Origin of the sequence: Pasteurella pantherarum, assembly GCF_049670885.1 — a bacterium.
Classification (GTDB): domain Bacteria; phylum Pseudomonadota; class Gammaproteobacteria; order Enterobacterales; family Pasteurellaceae; genus Pasteurella.
In genome coordinates this window covers 952,373-966,583 of sequence record NZ_CP187173.1, presented here as the reverse complement: position 1 = coordinate 966,583, position 14,211 = coordinate 952,373, and the positions used below count along the sequence as shown (strand labels likewise).

Annotated in this window: 23 protein-coding genes and 2 pseudogenes; all 25 read left to right on the top strand. The window is 34.5% G+C overall.

Annotated features, from left to right (window positions below; all coding sequences use genetic code 11):
• The first annotated feature begins 52 nt into the window (after positions 1-52).
• The 25 genes and pseudogenes from ACPEEM_RS04595 to ACPEEM_RS04475 all read left to right on the top strand — a co-directional run bounded on the left by ACPEEM_RS04595 (position 53) and on the right by ACPEEM_RS04475 (position 14,150).
• Positions 53-241, top strand: coding sequence for a hypothetical protein (locus ACPEEM_RS04595; RefSeq protein WP_424403510.1), 189 nt, complete (start codon positions 53-55; stop codon positions 239-241).
• 291 nt (positions 242-532) lie between these two features.
• Positions 533-958: a DUF5376 domain-containing protein gene (locus tag ACPEEM_RS04590; RefSeq protein ID WP_424403508.1), complete on the top strand. Its 426-nt coding sequence runs from the start codon at positions 533-535 to the stop codon at positions 956-958.
• Entirely contained in the window at positions 955-1,305 is a 351-nt protein-coding gene (locus ACPEEM_RS04585) for an EndoU domain-containing protein (RefSeq protein ID WP_014390985.1), read from the top strand. Before ACPEEM_RS04590 ends, ACPEEM_RS04585 begins: the two co-directional genes overlap by 4 nt.
• A 3-nt stretch (positions 1,306-1,308) precedes the next feature.
• A complete protein-coding gene (locus tag ACPEEM_RS04580) occupies positions 1,309-1,692 on the top strand; it encodes a DUF5376 family protein (protein ID WP_424403506.1) in 384 nt (127 codons plus the stop codon).
• Positions 1,693-1,911: 219 nt separating this feature from the next.
• Complete coding sequence (locus ACPEEM_RS04575) at positions 1,912-2,388, top strand: hypothetical protein (protein ID WP_424403058.1); 477 nt, start codon at positions 1,912-1,914, stop codon at positions 2,386-2,388.
• A gap of 219 nt (positions 2,389-2,607) precedes the next feature.
• Positions 2,608-2,952 (top strand): annotated as a pseudogene (locus ACPEEM_RS04570) (hemagglutinin repeat-containing protein); the annotation flags it as partial.
• A 414-nt stretch (positions 2,953-3,366) separates the two neighbouring features.
• The gene (locus ACPEEM_RS04565) at positions 3,367-5,022 is read left to right on the top strand and encodes a VENN motif pre-toxin domain-containing protein (protein WP_424408219.1); all 1,656 of its coding nucleotides are present in this window, start codon (positions 3,367-3,369) and stop codon (positions 5,020-5,022) included.
• Entirely contained in the window at positions 5,019-5,462 is a 444-nt protein-coding gene (locus ACPEEM_RS04560) for a hypothetical protein (RefSeq protein ID WP_424407944.1), read from the top strand. Before ACPEEM_RS04565 ends, ACPEEM_RS04560 begins: the two co-directional genes overlap by 4 nt.
• Positions 5,463-5,581: 119 nt before the next feature.
• Positions 5,582-5,818: a hypothetical protein gene (locus ACPEEM_RS04555; RefSeq protein WP_424407942.1), complete on the top strand. Its 237-nt coding sequence runs from the start codon at positions 5,582-5,584 to the stop codon at positions 5,816-5,818.
• A 97-nt stretch (positions 5,819-5,915) separates the two neighbouring features.
• Entirely contained in the window at positions 5,916-6,425 is a 510-nt protein-coding gene (locus ACPEEM_RS04550; protein ID WP_005762498.1) for a contact-dependent growth inhibition system immunity protein, read from the top strand.
• A gap of 52 nt (positions 6,426-6,477) precedes the next feature.
• Positions 6,478-6,606: a hypothetical protein gene (locus tag ACPEEM_RS04545; RefSeq protein WP_424408217.1), complete on the top strand. Its 129-nt coding sequence runs from the start codon at positions 6,478-6,480 to the stop codon at positions 6,604-6,606.
• A gap of 2 nt (positions 6,607-6,608) precedes the next feature.
• Positions 6,609-7,115: a contact-dependent growth inhibition system immunity protein gene (locus ACPEEM_RS04540; protein ID WP_424407940.1), complete on the top strand. Its 507-nt coding sequence runs from the start codon at positions 6,609-6,611 to the stop codon at positions 7,113-7,115.
• Positions 7,116-7,436: 321 nt separating this feature from the next.
• Positions 7,437-7,856, top strand: a pseudogene (locus ACPEEM_RS04535) (DUF5376 domain-containing protein); the annotation flags it as partial.
• A gap of 324 nt (positions 7,857-8,180) precedes the next feature.
• Positions 8,181-8,606 (top strand): DUF5376 domain-containing protein, encoded by a 426-nt coding sequence (locus ACPEEM_RS04530; RefSeq protein ID WP_424407938.1) that lies wholly within the window; start codon positions 8,181-8,183, stop codon positions 8,604-8,606.
• Between the two features lie 300 nt (positions 8,607-8,906).
• Complete coding sequence (locus ACPEEM_RS04525) at positions 8,907-9,272, top strand: hypothetical protein (RefSeq protein WP_424407936.1); 366 nt, start codon at positions 8,907-8,909, stop codon at positions 9,270-9,272.
• A 43-nt stretch (positions 9,273-9,315) separates the two neighbouring features.
• Positions 9,316-9,780 carry an Imm42 family immunity protein gene (locus ACPEEM_RS04520; protein WP_424407934.1) on the top strand — a complete coding sequence of 155 codons (465 nt, stop codon included), beginning with the start codon at positions 9,316-9,318 and terminating at the stop codon, positions 9,778-9,780.
• Positions 9,781-9,863: 83 nt separating this feature from the next.
• A complete protein-coding gene (locus ACPEEM_RS04515; RefSeq protein ID WP_424407932.1) occupies positions 9,864-10,367 on the top strand; it encodes an Imm42 family immunity protein in 504 nt (167 codons plus the stop codon).
• Positions 10,368-10,434: 67 nt separating this feature from the next.
• Positions 10,435-10,848 carry a DUF5376 domain-containing protein gene (locus ACPEEM_RS04510; protein ID WP_424407930.1) on the top strand — a complete coding sequence of 138 codons (414 nt, stop codon included), beginning with the start codon at positions 10,435-10,437 and terminating at the stop codon, positions 10,846-10,848.
• A 240-nt stretch (positions 10,849-11,088) separates the two neighbouring features.
• The gene (locus ACPEEM_RS04505; RefSeq protein ID WP_424407928.1) at positions 11,089-11,475 is read left to right on the top strand and encodes a hypothetical protein; all 387 of its coding nucleotides are present in this window, start codon (positions 11,089-11,091) and stop codon (positions 11,473-11,475) included.
• Between the two features lie 145 nt (positions 11,476-11,620).
• Positions 11,621-12,028 (top strand): hypothetical protein, encoded by a 408-nt coding sequence (locus ACPEEM_RS04500; protein WP_424407926.1) that lies wholly within the window; start codon positions 11,621-11,623, stop codon positions 12,026-12,028.
• Between the two features lies 1 nt (position 12,029).
• The gene (locus ACPEEM_RS04495; protein ID WP_424407925.1) at positions 12,030-12,536 is read left to right on the top strand and encodes a contact-dependent growth inhibition system immunity protein; all 507 of its coding nucleotides are present in this window, start codon (positions 12,030-12,032) and stop codon (positions 12,534-12,536) included.
• Between the two features lie 24 nt (positions 12,537-12,560).
• The gene (locus tag ACPEEM_RS04490; RefSeq protein WP_424407923.1) at positions 12,561-12,743 is read left to right on the top strand and encodes a hypothetical protein; all 183 of its coding nucleotides are present in this window, start codon (positions 12,561-12,563) and stop codon (positions 12,741-12,743) included.
• Between the two features lies 1 nt (position 12,744).
• Positions 12,745-13,251, top strand: a complete 507-nt coding sequence (locus tag ACPEEM_RS04485; RefSeq protein ID WP_424407921.1) for a contact-dependent growth inhibition system immunity protein — start codon at positions 12,745-12,747, stop codon at positions 13,249-13,251.
• A 250-nt stretch (positions 13,252-13,501) separates the two neighbouring features.
• Positions 13,502-13,780 (top strand): hypothetical protein, encoded by a 279-nt coding sequence (locus ACPEEM_RS04480; protein WP_424407724.1) that lies wholly within the window; start codon positions 13,502-13,504, stop codon positions 13,778-13,780.
• Positions 13,770-14,150: a hypothetical protein gene (locus tag ACPEEM_RS04475; RefSeq protein ID WP_424407919.1), complete on the top strand. Its 381-nt coding sequence runs from the start codon at positions 13,770-13,772 to the stop codon at positions 14,148-14,150. Before ACPEEM_RS04480 ends, ACPEEM_RS04475 begins: the two co-directional genes overlap by 11 nt.
• Positions 14,151-14,211 lie beyond the last annotated feature (61 nt).

Sequence of the window (14,211 nt, the reverse complement as noted above, 5' to 3'; positions counted from 1 at the left end):
GCAATCCCTGAGATGGCGCTCGTGTTCACACGAGTGCCAGTTTGAGGTAAATATGAAATTTTATTTTAATGACATAATTAAATTAATAATAGAAAGAGCAAAGCATGAGGGATTATCTAAAAATAAGTTAAATAAAATGAAAGATCTGGATGGCTTTTCGTTATTCGGAATGGATTATTTAGAAAATGACACGGATAGTCAGTTTTTTATAGATTTAAATGAACTAGAAGTATTGTTGTAAAGGGCATTTATAGTTCAGCTCACTGGAGTATTTGATTAGCTTTAAAAGTGCGGTCAATTTCAAAAACGTTTTGCTTTGAGGAATTGACCGTTTTTGTATCGTGGATATGATGTGAGCAATTGATATCTTGTTTGTGTTCACTGGCGTGCGGTTTGATTAAAGCACTCGTCAAAGACGAGCGCTAGCGGTGGAAGGGGACAACAAAATCAGGCGTTGAAGTGATATATCAATTTGATAAAAGTGGTAATATTTCAACAGTTTATCCAGTAATAAATTGATGGAGATAATAAAATGAAAGTTCTTTTTAGTTATGGCACATATAATAATCGTCCATATAAAGCTTGCTGCGTTTATGAAAGTGATAATGAGGAAAATGATGGGGTGATTACTGATTATCTTGGTTCGTTAGACTGGTTAAGCTGGATGAGTGAGGTATTAGAGAAGCTTCGAGATCCAACGATTACTCGGGATTGGATTAGTTCTCAGGCATTTGATGCCTTGATAGAGCATGATCAAATAAAAGTGGGCTATTATTTGTTAGATGATATGGAAGAAGAGGACATCCCTGATGATGTTGACGAAAGAGATACGGATGCTCGTGTAATCCCTCGTAAAGAATTTGCCTATTTACTGGAAAAATGGATCGCTTTTTACCAAAGACCTATTACTGATATGAATTACCAAGAAATTATTGACACCAAGGAGGCGTATTTATGACCGTGATTGTGGGTGGACATTCCACCTTAGGTAATATTCGGGTGGACCGAGTATTACAAACCTATAAAAATGGCGTGTATATTGCACAAATTTCCGTATGGGATAGTGACACCAATCAATATATCGCCAAAACCAATAACAACGGTGAAATGCTGATGTTTCCTGCGACGTGGACAGCCGACAGGATATTGGTTGAGATTGATTCCGCCTATTCAAACCAAGTGGATGATTTAGATGCAGTACGTCAAGCAGAAGGAATGTGGGCGGGAATCTCTCATTCAGGTGTGAGAATTGAAGGATACAGTTATCCAGAATTCACCGCATTCCCAAGTAGCACACAGGAGTAAGTTATGCAATTAGTGTTTTCCTATATTGAACATAAATCACAGGTGATACCGGTTTGTTTTTGGAAAGAAAATCATCAACTTCATCCTTTAACAGGCTATTTAAATGACCCGATGGGTGGTCCCAATTACTTTGCGTTTTTGGATAAGGTGTTATCGATTTTGAGGGATGAAGACATCCAACAGGGAGATATTTCCTCGAATTCTTGGGGCGTGGAAATTCATGGTGATCAGGTTTATTTCTGTTTTTTATTTGCCCAAGAAGACACGAGCTTGCATTTTGCTTTATCAAGAGCGGTGCTGATAGATATTTTAGTCTTATGGTTAGCCTTTCGCAGCCAAGCACCTGTTGCGGGTTATCAAGAAGTGCTAAGTTTTGGTGAAGCATAAAAATCACACAGACTGAAAATAAAGAGCGGTCAATTTTGAAAAAGTTTTGCTTTGAGGAATTGACCGTTTTTGTATCGTGAAGATGATGGTGGCGGTTTGATTAAAGCACTCGTCAAAGACGAGCACTAGCGGGGGCTATAGCAAATATTCAGAATTTATTAAATGATTCTAAAATTAGGATGGAATAAACAAAGGTCTGGAGTATTTAGGAGAGAAAAAATGATCTATATTAGTCCACTTATGAAAAATGAAATCAATAAAGAAAAGAATAATATAAAGCAAAGTGTAATATCTAATGATTTACTAGATTTGTTAGATTTTATTGATATTGATGGATGTATATTTTTCAAGTTTCAAAAAATAGACAATGAGATTTCCAGAGTTGATGCAAATGAAATTGCTAGTCAATTCTTGGATTTATCAGGTTATGAAGTGTCTATAAATAGATTTCATATTGATGATTATGTGAGTGGTAATATTTTATGTCAATCTATCTTATTTTTAGATGAGTTTAAGAAAAGATGGAAGGAAATATATCCAGATCTTAATTGTGTAGTACTAATTACTTTTCAAAATGATGAGGTAGGTGAGTTTTCTACTTTTACGTTTCATAAGGTGAGAAATGATGAAAGTATATTTGAACCATCTGAAATAAATAATATTGAACAAGCTATACTGATAGCATTTATTAATTAGTATTATCACTGATAGCTAGATATAAAATATTTTTTATTATTCCTCAAGTGCGGTCAATTTCAAAAAAGTTTTATCTTTGAAAAATTGACCGTTTTTGTATCATGGAGGTGATGTGAGCAATTGATATCCTGTTTGTGTTAAGTGGCGTATGGTTTGATTAAAGCACTCGTCAGAGACGAGCGCTAGCGGGGGGAAAAAGGAGAGCGTCAAGCTGGTAGCCATATTCAGCTGAAAGCGAAGGAAAATATTGTTTTATTAGCGGGAGAAGACTCTCAGTACAATAAAGGTAAAAGTCAGAATGTAGGAGCAGAAGTTGGCACGGCATTGAGTTTTGGTGCAAAAACGGGCTGGTCGTTTTATGCAAGGGCAGGATTTGGCAAGCAAAAACAACAAGGTGACGGTACTTATTATCAACATACAGTGCTAGATAGCGAACAGCTTAACCTACAAAGTGGAAATGATACGACTCTCATTGGTACAACCGCAAAAGGTAAACGTATTGAAGTCAATACTGGTGGAAATTTACATTTAGAAAGTGTACAAGAACGCTCAACGTATCAGCAAAAAGGTGCAAGTGCAGGCATAGAGGCTGAAGTCGGTTTTGGTAATAGTTGGAACTTACAAGGTCATGTAGGGGCAGAAAGAGGCGAATCTCAGTATCAACAAGTGCGGGAGCAAACGGGCTTATTTGCGGAAGAAGGAGGTTATCAAGTTAATGCGGCGAATGTGCATTTAAAAGGTGCAGCAATAGCCTCTACGAATGGGGCAGAAAGTGAATTGAAAACGAATCAACTCACGTTTGAAGATATTCAAAATCACTCAAGCCATCGAGCAAGTAGTGCATCCTTATCTGGTGGTTATGGTAAACAAGCGGATTATTACCAAGATAAAGACACAGGGAAAGTTGTGGATGCCAAGCATCCAAATGCCCAGTTTGTAGAAGGGAAAACCGGCCCAAGTTTTACGCCAGGTTTACCAATGCACAGTGAAGGCAGTGATAGCAGTGTGACGAAAGCCACGTTAACAGCAGGGCGGATTACGCTGAATAAAGACAGCCAGCCAATAGAAACCACCGCCGACGCATTAGGGATAAATACGGATTTAAGCCAGGCTCAGCGTGAGGTGAGTAAACCGAAAGATGTTACCCAGCTTTTAGCGGAGCAGAAAGCACTTTCTAAATCGGTGGGTGATATTCATAAGGCAATCAGTACTTACACAGCAAACCAACAAGCGGAAGCGACAGAGCAAGTCAATCAAGCGAAAAAGGCATTAATCCAAGCTGAAGCACGAGGAACCCCAACAGAGATTGCAGAAAAACAACAGGCATTGTTAAAAGCAGAACAAAATCAAGCAAATTGGGGAGATGAGGGGCAATATAAACGGACAGCAGAAACACTGACGACACTTTTTACGGGGATTTTAGCTAATCAAGGCCCAACAGGCATAGCTACCCAACTTGCTTCGCCGGAAGTGAATCAATGGATTAAAAAGGCAACCACCAATGACAAAGGTGAAACCGACAAAATTGCGAACACCCTAGCTCATGCGATTTGGGGAGCGATAGAAGCAGCGGCGAATCAAGGCAACCCGACGTCAGGGGCGATAGCGGCGGCGAGTGCGGAATTGGCTGCACCGATGTTAGCCAAGGTGCTGTACAACAAAGACAAAGCAGAACACTTGACTGCAGAGGAAAAAGCACAAATCACTGCGTTAAGTTCTATTACGGCAGCGGTCGCAGGTGGGCTAACGGCACAGGGTTCAAGTCAGAGCAACACGACGGTATCAAGTCTCACCCATGCGTCGATTGGTGGGGAGATTGGTAAGATTGCGGTGGAGAATAATTTCAATTTAAATCTCTTTATTGATAATCCACAAGTTGATTGGGTTGCTTTCGCAGAGGGGCAGGAGAAGGCAGATGAAGCGACTCGGCAAGCGATAGAACGATTTGCGAAAGAACATCCTGAATTGGTCGAGGGTTTAAGAAATACAGGAGATGTTGCATTATTTTTAGCAGACTTTACGCCAATAGTTGGAGATATAAAATCCTTTGCTGAAGCAGAGGATGGGATTGATTATGCTTTAGCCTTTATTAGTATTGTACCTGGCACGGAAGCTGTGACAAAGCCTTTAAAAAAGGCTAAGTCCGCACTACAAAAAGCGAAGGAAGCGGAGCGATTAGGTAATAGTGCAGAGGCATTGAAGTATCAACGTGAGGTAGCTAAGCAATTAGATTATGTAAAAGAGTTAGAGGTTGGTAGCTATAACAGTTTGAAAAAAAGAGAAAAAATAGGTGATAATCTGGAGCATGATCATATTCCTTCATTTGCAGCGATTAAAAGGAATAGAGAAATTGAACTAGGAAGACCTTTAACAAGAGTTGAAATTAAGAAATTACGTGATGAAGGTACTGCTGTTGAGCTACCAAAAGAAATTCACAAAGACAGTAGAACATATTCTGGAAAAAATACTTCCTCACAAATCGAAGGGGATGCTTCTGATTTATGTAAGGCTCAGATGTGTGATTTATCAAAATTGAGATCTAACCTTTTAAATAGAGGATATGATGAAAAGATGGTAAATGATGTGATCAATAAAATCATAGAAAGAAATAAAAGATTAGGAATAGTAGAATGATAAAATATTTAGAAGGAAATATTAACACTTTTATAGCAGCATTAGGTGCCAAAGAAGGTAGTAAAGATATTTTAAAGTTAGTAGAGATAGTTTCTTCCGATTTTGATGTGGATGAGCTAAGCTATCAAGATGAATACGAGATCTATTATTTATTTTATAATAGAGGTGTTGAGTTTTATTTTAAAAAAATAGATGGAGAATGTGTTTTATATTCAGTTTTCTTTTACTTAGTAGAAATTGAAGGTTATTTCCCTTACCCGTTTGTTCATGAGTTGATATGTAATTTTAAATACGGATTGTCAAAGGATGACATTATAAGTTTTTTAGGTGACCCAGATTTTAAAGGCTGTGGATGGGTAAGGTATTTTTATAATGGGAAAAATATTCATTTCGAATTTAATGAGTCTAGTAAATTATCTCAGATTAGCATTTTTATTTAATAATTTAAGCAAAAATAATCCCCTGAGATAGTTCTTGTGTCCACACGAGTGCCAGCTTGAGGTAAATATGAAATTTTATTTTAATGGTATAATTAAATTAATAATAGAAAGAGCAAAGCATGATGGATTATCTAAAAATAAGTAAAATGAAAGATCAGGATGATTTTTCGTTATTCGGGATGGATTATTTAGAAAATGACACTGATAGTCAGTTTTTTATAGATTTAAATGAACTAGAAGTATTGTTGGAAAGAACATTTATAGTTCAGATTACTAGAGTATTTGATGTTAGCTTTAGAAATGCGGTCAATTTCAAAAAGTTTTGCTTTGAGGAATTGACCGTTTTTGTATCATGAAGATGAGGTGAGCAATTGATATCTTGCTTGTGTTCACAAGCGTGTGGTTTGATTAAAGCACTCGTCAGAGACGAGAGCTAGCGGTGGGGATTAAGTAATGTTAAAAAAATTTATCTTTATTGAAAAAACCAGTAAGTATATTTCGATAAGTAGCTATTGGGTTGGAAGAATAAACCTTTTAAATACACAGCAAACATTGATATATTTAAACCCTAACGTTATGTCTAGCGATTTTGGTAAGGCTATAAAAGAGAAATTAAATGAAAGCGATTTAATTTCAGAAGATTTATTTATGTTTCATTTTAATGATAATGAAGGACTCTCGTCATTTAATAAAAATGAAGAAAAAAAAGTAATGTCGGTTTATGGATACAAAAGTGCAAAGGCTATTTGTAAAGATGCATTATTTGTAACAGTTTTAGTTATAAATAATAGTATTGTTATTCGCTCAACTCATCAAGATGGATTAGGCACATTTGGTACTGCTCGAGATCGCTATGGTAAAGCAATTGAATTTACATATCCAATTGATTTATCCGATGAAGAACTAGGGAAAGCAGTGATGGATGCATTTGAATATTCTACGAGTATTTATAAGAAAAAATAAGAAATTGAATATATCTCTATTGAGAAGATTTTATCCTTAAAGAAAGGAGTAAATTAAGAGTAAAGAGATGTATTTAGCAATACCTCACTCAACAACTAAACCACAATGGCAAGCGATAAATAAGTCAATTAGATACGAAGAATTGCAAAGTGTTAAAATTATAGTAAAAGAGGTTAAATAATAATGATTGTACATAGCGTTATAATAAGAAAAACAGATAAATTTATTTTGATTAATTATTTCTTGGTGGGGGTGCTTAGTGTATTAGATCCTACGCAAGATATTAATCTGCTATCACCCAATATAACTTATTCTGCTTTGGGAAAACACATCAGGGAAAATTTATCAAAAAGTAGAAGGATTGATTTTGATGAACTTAGAGCAGTCATGTCATTAGATAGTGGTGGTACATTTTTTAAGTCGTTAGAACAAAAAATAAAAGAAGAGTTTTCATATAAGAATAGAAAAGAAATTTATAAAAATATGGATTTTTTATCTGTGAGAATTATGAATAATAAAATTATAATAACGCCTTGGCATCAAGACTCTCTTAATGGTTATACGGCTATAAAAGATGAAAAAGGAAAGTGGGTTGAATTTGAATATCCAATAGATATATCTGATGAAGAATTAGGAAAAGTCGTGATGGAAGGGTTTAAATATTGTACGAGTATTTATAAGAAAAAATAACAAATTGGATATGGTTCTAATAACACTCTTTTACACATTAGTGTAATTTGTGGAGTGTCTAGGCTTTCAAGCCGCAAAAATATCACACAGCACAAAAATAAAGTGCGGTCAATTTTGAAAAAGTTTTGCTTTGAGGGATTGACCGTTTTTGTATCGTGAATATGATGTGAGTAATTGATATCCTGTTTGTGTTAACTGGCGTGTGGTTTGATTAACGCATTCGTCAAAGACGAGTGCTAGCGGGGTGAAAGTAGAATGGGTTATTAATAAAGACGGTTATTTATCAACAGTTTATCCAACAATAGAGCAATGAGGTATAAAATGAAAGTAATTTTTGCGTATTACGAATTTCAGGGTGGTATCTATAAAACCTGTGGTGTTTATGAAAGTGATAATCGGGAAAATGATGGGGTGATTACTGATTATCTTAGCACGTTAGACTGGTTAAGCTGGATGAGTGAGGTATTAGAGAAGCTTCGAGATCCAACGATTACTCGGGAATGGATTGATTCACAGGCATTTGAAGCCTTGATAGAGCATGATCAAATAAAAGTGGGCTATTATCTGTTAGATGATATGGAAGAAGAGGATATTCCTGATGATGTTGACGAAAGAGATACCGATCCCCGTTTCATTCCCCGTAAAGAATTTGCCTATTTGCTGGAAAAATGGCTGGATTTTTACCACAGACCCATTACTGATATAAATTACCAAGAAATTATTGACACCAAGGAGGCTTATGATAAGCGTGATTGTGGCTTGTCTTTTGTCGCCAAGCACCTGTTCGGGGTTATCAAAAGCGTTAAGTTTTGGTGAAGCAAAAATATCACACAGCGTAAAAATAAAGTGCGGTCAATTTCAAAAAAGTTTTGCTTTGAGGAATTGACCGTTTTTGTATCATGGATATGATGTGAGTAATTGATATTCTGTTTGTATTCACTGGCGTATGGTTTGATTAAAGTACTCGTCAGAGATGAGCGTTAGCGGGGTGAAAGTAGAATGGGTTATTAATAAAGACGGTTATTTATCAACAGTTTATCCAACAATAGAGCAATGAGGTATAAAATGAAAGTACGTTTTAGGTATTACGAATTTCAGGGTGGTATCTATAAAACCTGTGGTGTTTATGAAAGTGATAATCGGGAAAATGATGGGGTGATTACTGATTATCTTGGTTCGTTAGACTGGTTAAGCTGGATGAGTGAAGTATTAGAGAAGCTTCGAGATCCAACGATTACTTGGGATTGGATTGATTCACAGGCATTTGAAGCCTTAATAGAGCATGATCAAATAAAAGTGGGTTTCTATCTGTTAGATGATATGGAAGAAGAGGACATTCCTGATGATGTTGACGAAAGAGATACGGATGCCCGTGTAATCCCTCGTAAAGAATTTGCCTATTTGCTGGAAAAATGGCTGGATTTTTACCAAAGACCCATTACTGATATGAATTACCAAGAAATTATTGACACCAAGGAGGCGTATTTATGACTGTGATTGTGGCTTGTCTTTTGTCGCCAAGCACCTGTTCTGGGTTATCAAAAGCGTTAAGTTTTGGTGAAGCATAAAAATCACACAGCGTAAAAATAAAGTGCGGTCAATTTTGAAAAAGTTTTGCTTTGAGGAATTGACCGTTTTTGTATCATGGATATGATGTGAGTAATTGATATCCTGTTTGTGTTCACTGGCGTGTGGTTTGATTAACGCACTCGTTACAGACGAGTGCTAGCGGTGGGGATAATCCTTTGGCAAAAGGAAATGTAACTATTTTTACTGAAAGAGGAGAGTAATATGGATAGGGAAGCATATAAAAATATTAAAGCTTATTATTTAGAAAGTGGTTATGACTGGTGTAAAAGAAAATTCTATCATGGTGAAGTCCATAGAGAAATTGAGCCAAGTCTTGAATGGTCTGGTGCAAATTACGACTGGGAAAACGCTTATGATTCTACAATTGAAAAATTAATGCTTTTTACTGTTGAGATTATTTGCAATGCAGGAAGGTTTAAAGATGTTCATATTTCTTTGCTAGATAAAATACAGAAAATATTGTCAGAACATGATTTAAATCACTTATTAAAAAATTTGGGGGAAGAAGAAAAAGAAGACTTTCTTTATGATCTGAATTTAGTTCTAAATAATAGAGGGATTAAATGAAAATAAGATTCCTAATGATATAAAAAACAATTAAGGAAATAATATGTTAATAGGTGATCCTTATTCTTTTGCGATTAGATGTGACGTTGTGGATGCGTGGAATAACTCTACATTTTGGATTAATGGTATCTTTGAAATTTATATACATGGAAAAAAATATCCTAATGTTCTTCGTGAGACAGAGCTGAGAACAAATGTCTCTTTTCTCATTTCTGGCTTTCAGAAAGAAATGAAGGCACTACCAGATAAATTTTTTGATAAAATAAATTCTGAATTATTAAATTCAGAACTATATAACTATTTTATTTCTTCTAAATTAATAATTAATTTGGAGAGTAGTGAGATGGATGATTTAGGTGTGAATATTATTTTCTTTTTTAATAATAAAAATGACTTCATTGCCTTATTTGACAAAGGGGGGGTTGAACTTATTCAATATAATAAGGGGGAAATATTAGATATTATTCATCGGTTTGAAAGTATAGGGCGTAAATTTATTCCTCGGTGATAGATATCCTCTATGATACATAGAGTTAGAAGAATTTAATTCTGAATTAAATCTTTAAATCGACAGCATAAGGAAAGTAAATAATGATTTATGGTGATTATAATCAACCTTTGCAAATTCATATTGATAAAATGATTTCAGTGCCAGATGAGAAATGGGTTTATGGTGCATTTAATTTGATTATTGATGGTTATTTTTACCCAGGAAAAGAAATAAACTGGACATTAAATATGATTATTAATTGGTTAAAGAGCTTTTTGGATGAAGATATTAATGCGTATGATATGAGAAATTGTGAAGAGCATAGTGCAGAATATCTTTTTAGAGAAGCAGTTATTTCACGTATTGGTTATTATTATGATGAACCAGAAAAAAAGATCTCATTAGAGGAGATCACACAAATCTATCCAAAGAAAGTAGGGATTGAAATAGTCCTACCTGAAATTACTGATACCGGTTTTGAGCTTTTCTTTTTTAGAGGGAAAGAGAAAGATATTTTAGTGTTTTATTTTCAGGGTGCTGTATCCAAAATTGAATTAGATATAGGTTATATTCATAAGTTAATCGCTTCTATTCCTGATATATAACAATTTATTTTTAGGTGAGATAACCAGTGCTCATCCAATCTTAGAATAAAATAATAAGGATATACTTATGATATTATCTTTTGAATATATTAATTCTTTTAATCGGTTAATACCTATTTGCGATAGCTGTTCAAACTATCCTATTGGTTCTTATGTAGCAACTTATATTAGGCTATTTGGAAAAAATGAATTCGAAGAAAAAGGTATTTATGATGATATAGTTAATATATCGATAGAAAATGAATTTGTTGGTTTTGACGGAATTGATGCATTTATTGAAGGTGATAAAGTTAGAATTGGCTTTTATCTTTATGGAAAAGGAGATGAGCCCGAAGATTATGATCCTGAGGAATCAGAATTTGAGATTATTGATAGAAAAGAGTTAATTTATATTTTGAAACGATGGAAAGTATTTATACATAAACCCATAATCAACCCTCATTACCAAGAAATTATTGACACCAAGGAGGCGTATTTATGACCGTGATTGTGGCTTGTCTTTTATCGCCAAACACCTGTTCGGGGTTATCAAAAGCGTTAAGTTTTGGTGAAGCATACATATCACACAGCGTAAAAATAAAGTGCGGTCAATTTTGAAAAAGTTTTGCTTTGAGGAATTGACCGTTTTTTGTATAAAATCAGCACAAACATAAATGCATTATGCAGCCTGAAAAAACAATTTTTGAATGAGATAAAAGTGGACAATCAATAAGGAGGATATATGAAAAAATACAGCATAATCAGTTTGTTATGTATAACCAGTATATTACTGATGGGCTGCTCTTTTGGTAAGGGATTCCAACCTCCTGCCCGCTATTTTAAATGGCGGGCACCAGATTATCCTCATTTGAAGAAATACCCCGAAGAAGAACGATTTTATCAATGGTTCGAGCAAAAAGAAAAGGATATGCGAGCTTGTGGGATGGATCCCTTTGATGGTGAATCCAATTATCCAGAAGTCAACCTTTGTTTAGAGAGAAAAGGCTGGTATTTGAAGGATGGACCTTACTGCGAAAATGAATTGGAATGGGATAAACCACTTTGTGTAGAATGGCGGAAAAAACACAGCAAACCCGATGCCAAGCCTTGGTCACCAAAGCGGGAATAGTGCTGTTTTCTGACTTATTGAGGGATATCGGCAAAAGTGCGGTGAATTTCAAAAACGTTTTGCTTTGAGAAATTGACCGTTTTTGTATCATGGATATGATGTAAGCAATTGATATCCTGTTTGTGTTAACTGGCGTGTGGTTTGATTGAAGCACTCGTCAGAGACGAGCGCTAGCGGGGAGGAATATTTACAGAAAATTTTACCAAAGGGAACGATTGATCTTAATGATATAAAACCTAAATTTAAAACATTTGATAGCTTACTGCCAGATGGTACGGCGATTAGTGCAAAAACCATGGATACTGTTGGTTCAACAACCTATCAAAATCCGAAACGTATTACTTATCAATTAAATAAGTATGTGGATGAGATGGTTAATTTTAAGAGAGATGGTAAAGGAACATTTAAATTAACTAATGCAGTGATAAAAAGTAAGGAGATGTATTTGGCAATACCTTATTCCACGACTAAGTCCCAATGGGAAGCGATAAATAAGTCAATTGACTACGCAAAATCAAAAGGAATTAAAATTATTGTTAAAGAGATAAAATAAAATGAAAAGAGATGTTTTTATTGTAAAAACAAGTAGATATATATCTATAGTAAGTAATTTACTTGGTCGGTTAGGCGTTGTCGACCCAAAACAAATAGTAAGTTACTTAGATATAGATGTTTCTAATAGCATGTTAGGAAATGAGGTTAAAAAGAAGCTGGCGGAGAGTAGAGAAATTACAGAAGAAGTGTTTATGTATTATTGGAAAAATAATAGTGAAATTGAGTTGTTTAATAGTCAAGAAGAAAAAAGAATAAAAGAAAAATATGGATATAGAAATAGAAAATCAATTTATAAAGATTCCATTTTTTTAAGTGTAAGTATTTATAATAATATGCTTAAAATTACTCCACTCCATCAAGATGGTTTAGGCAGTTATACATCTGTAAGAAATAAAGAGGGTGTTGCAATTAAATTTGAATATTCTGTGAATTTGCTGCTTTTCCCTGAAGAATTAGGAAATAAAATTATAGAGGCGTTTAAATATTCAACAAGTATCTATAAATAAACAATTAAGTAAGTATACGGTGACATGATAAATTTTACAGGAGATGATAAAGGAACATTTAAATTAACTAATGTAAAGATAAAAAGTAAGGAGATGTATATGGCAATACCTTACTTAACGACTAAGAAACAAATGGAAGTAATCAATAAATCGATTGATTATGCTAGATTACAAGGTGTTAATATTATTGTTAAAAAGGTGAATTAAGATGAGTGAATATAGTGTTTTAATAAAAAAAACAGAAAAATTTATTTTAGTTAATTATTTTTTAGAAGGCGTACTTAGTGTATTAGATCCTAAGCAAGATATTAATCTGCTATCACCCAATATAACTTATTCTGCTTTGGGAAAACACATCAGGGAAAATTTATCAAAAAGTAGAAAAATTGATTTTGATGAACTTAGAGCAGTCATGTCATTAGATAGCGATGGTACATTTTTAAAGTCGTTAGAAACAAAAATAAAAGAAGAGTTTTCATATAAGAATAGAAAAGAAATTTATAAAAATATGGATTTTTTATCTGTGAGTATTATGAATGGTAAAATTATGATAGAGCCTAACCATCAAGACTGTCTTAATGGTTATACGGCTATAAAAGATGAAAAAGGAAAGTGGGTTGAATTTGAATATCCAATAGATATATCTGATGAAGAATTAGGAAAGGTCGTCATGGAGGGGTTTAAATATTGTACGAGTATTTATAAGAAAAAATAACAAATTGGATATGGTTCTAATAACACTCTTTTACACATTAGTGTAATTTGTGGAGTGTCTAGGCTTTCAAGCCGCAAAATATCACACAGCACAAAAATAAAGTGCGGTCAATTTTGAAAAAGTTTTGCTTTGAGAAATTGACCGTTTTTGTATCGTGGATATGATGTGAGTAATTGATATTTTGTTTGTATTCACTGGTGTGTGGTTTGATTAAAGCACTCGTCAGAGACGAGCGCTAGCGGGGGCGATTTTGATTGAGAATAGTCAGCATGATACCGTGGGGAGTTCGCTTGTTATTGGGAATAATCCTTATACGATAAACCTAAATACGTTAAAGAAAAATAAATACACTTTATTGAAGGATATTGTGAGTAATAGTTCATTATCATCACATAACTGCTATGGTTTAGGACAAAAACAATGTGAATCTGATGGTTATAGAATGAATCAAGATAATAGAATTATGCAACCAGAAACAACAATTTTTGAGCTAAACAACGAGACACAAAGGAGAGAGCATGAAAAGTAAATATTGGATTATTTTTTTTGCGGCAATGTCATTAACACAATGTATTGATGTTGCGAGTTTTCAACCCCCAGCCCGCTATTTTAAATGGCGGGCACCAGATTATCCGCACATTAAAGATCCAGATCCCGATACAGAGTTCTATAAAAAGATTGTTCATAGAGGTAAAGAAATGCGGGCTTGTGGGATGGATCCTTTTGATGGGGAATCCAATTATCCAGAAGTCAACCTTTGTTTAGAGAGAAAAGGCTGGTATTTAGAAGAAGGGCCTTACTGTGAAAATGAATTGGAATGGAATAAACCACTTTGTGTGGAATGGCGGAAAAAACACAGCAAACCCGATGCTAAACCTTGGTCACCAAAGCGGGAATAGCTGTTTTCTGACTTATTGAGGGATATCGGCAAAAGTGCGGTCAATTTTGAAAGAGTTTTGC

What these genes read in the sequence shown, in the direction of transcription:
- ACPEEM_RS04595 (WP_424403510.1), top strand. Translation starts at nt 53, where the DNA reads ATGAAATTTTATTTTAATGACATAATTAAATTAATAATAGAAAGAGCA.
- ACPEEM_RS04590 (WP_424403508.1), top strand. Translation starts at nt 533, where the DNA reads ATGAAAGTTCTTTTTAGTTATGGCACATATAATAATCGTCCATATAAA.
- ACPEEM_RS04585 (WP_014390985.1), top strand. Translation starts at nt 955, where the DNA reads ATGACCGTGATTGTGGGTGGACATTCCACCTTAGGTAATATTCGGGTG.
- ACPEEM_RS04580 (WP_424403506.1), top strand. Translation starts at nt 1,309, where the DNA reads ATGCAATTAGTGTTTTCCTATATTGAACATAAATCACAGGTGATACCG.
- ACPEEM_RS04575 (WP_424403058.1), top strand. Translation starts at nt 1,912, where the DNA reads ATGATCTATATTAGTCCACTTATGAAAAATGAAATCAATAAAGAAAAG.
- ACPEEM_RS04565 (WP_424408219.1), top strand. Translation starts at nt 3,367, where the DNA reads ATGCACAGTGAAGGCAGTGATAGCAGTGTGACGAAAGCCACGTTAACA.
- ACPEEM_RS04560 (WP_424407944.1), top strand. Translation starts at nt 5,019, where the DNA reads ATGATAAAATATTTAGAAGGAAATATTAACACTTTTATAGCAGCATTA.
- ACPEEM_RS04555 (WP_424407942.1), top strand. Translation starts at nt 5,582, where the DNA reads ATGATGGATTATCTAAAAATAAGTAAAATGAAAGATCAGGATGATTTT.
- ACPEEM_RS04550 (WP_005762498.1), top strand. Translation starts at nt 5,916, where the DNA reads ATGTTAAAAAAATTTATCTTTATTGAAAAAACCAGTAAGTATATTTCG.
- ACPEEM_RS04540 (WP_424407940.1), top strand. Translation starts at nt 6,609, where the DNA reads ATGATTGTACATAGCGTTATAATAAGAAAAACAGATAAATTTATTTTG.
- ACPEEM_RS04530 (WP_424407938.1), top strand. Translation starts at nt 8,181, where the DNA reads ATGAAAGTACGTTTTAGGTATTACGAATTTCAGGGTGGTATCTATAAA.
- ACPEEM_RS04525 (WP_424407936.1), top strand. Translation starts at nt 8,907, where the DNA reads ATGGATAGGGAAGCATATAAAAATATTAAAGCTTATTATTTAGAAAGT.
- ACPEEM_RS04520 (WP_424407934.1), top strand. Translation starts at nt 9,316, where the DNA reads ATGTTAATAGGTGATCCTTATTCTTTTGCGATTAGATGTGACGTTGTG.
- ACPEEM_RS04515 (WP_424407932.1), top strand. Translation starts at nt 9,864, where the DNA reads ATGATTTATGGTGATTATAATCAACCTTTGCAAATTCATATTGATAAA.
- ACPEEM_RS04510 (WP_424407930.1), top strand. Translation starts at nt 10,435, where the DNA reads ATGATATTATCTTTTGAATATATTAATTCTTTTAATCGGTTAATACCT.
- ACPEEM_RS04505 (WP_424407928.1), top strand. Translation starts at nt 11,089, where the DNA reads ATGAAAAAATACAGCATAATCAGTTTGTTATGTATAACCAGTATATTA.
- ACPEEM_RS04495 (WP_424407925.1), top strand. Translation starts at nt 12,030, where the DNA reads ATGAAAAGAGATGTTTTTATTGTAAAAACAAGTAGATATATATCTATA.
- ACPEEM_RS04490 (WP_424407923.1), top strand. Translation starts at nt 12,561, where the DNA reads ATGATAAATTTTACAGGAGATGATAAAGGAACATTTAAATTAACTAAT.
- ACPEEM_RS04485 (WP_424407921.1), top strand. Translation starts at nt 12,745, where the DNA reads ATGAGTGAATATAGTGTTTTAATAAAAAAAACAGAAAAATTTATTTTA.
- ACPEEM_RS04475 (WP_424407919.1), top strand. Translation starts at nt 13,770, where the DNA reads ATGAAAAGTAAATATTGGATTATTTTTTTTGCGGCAATGTCATTAACA.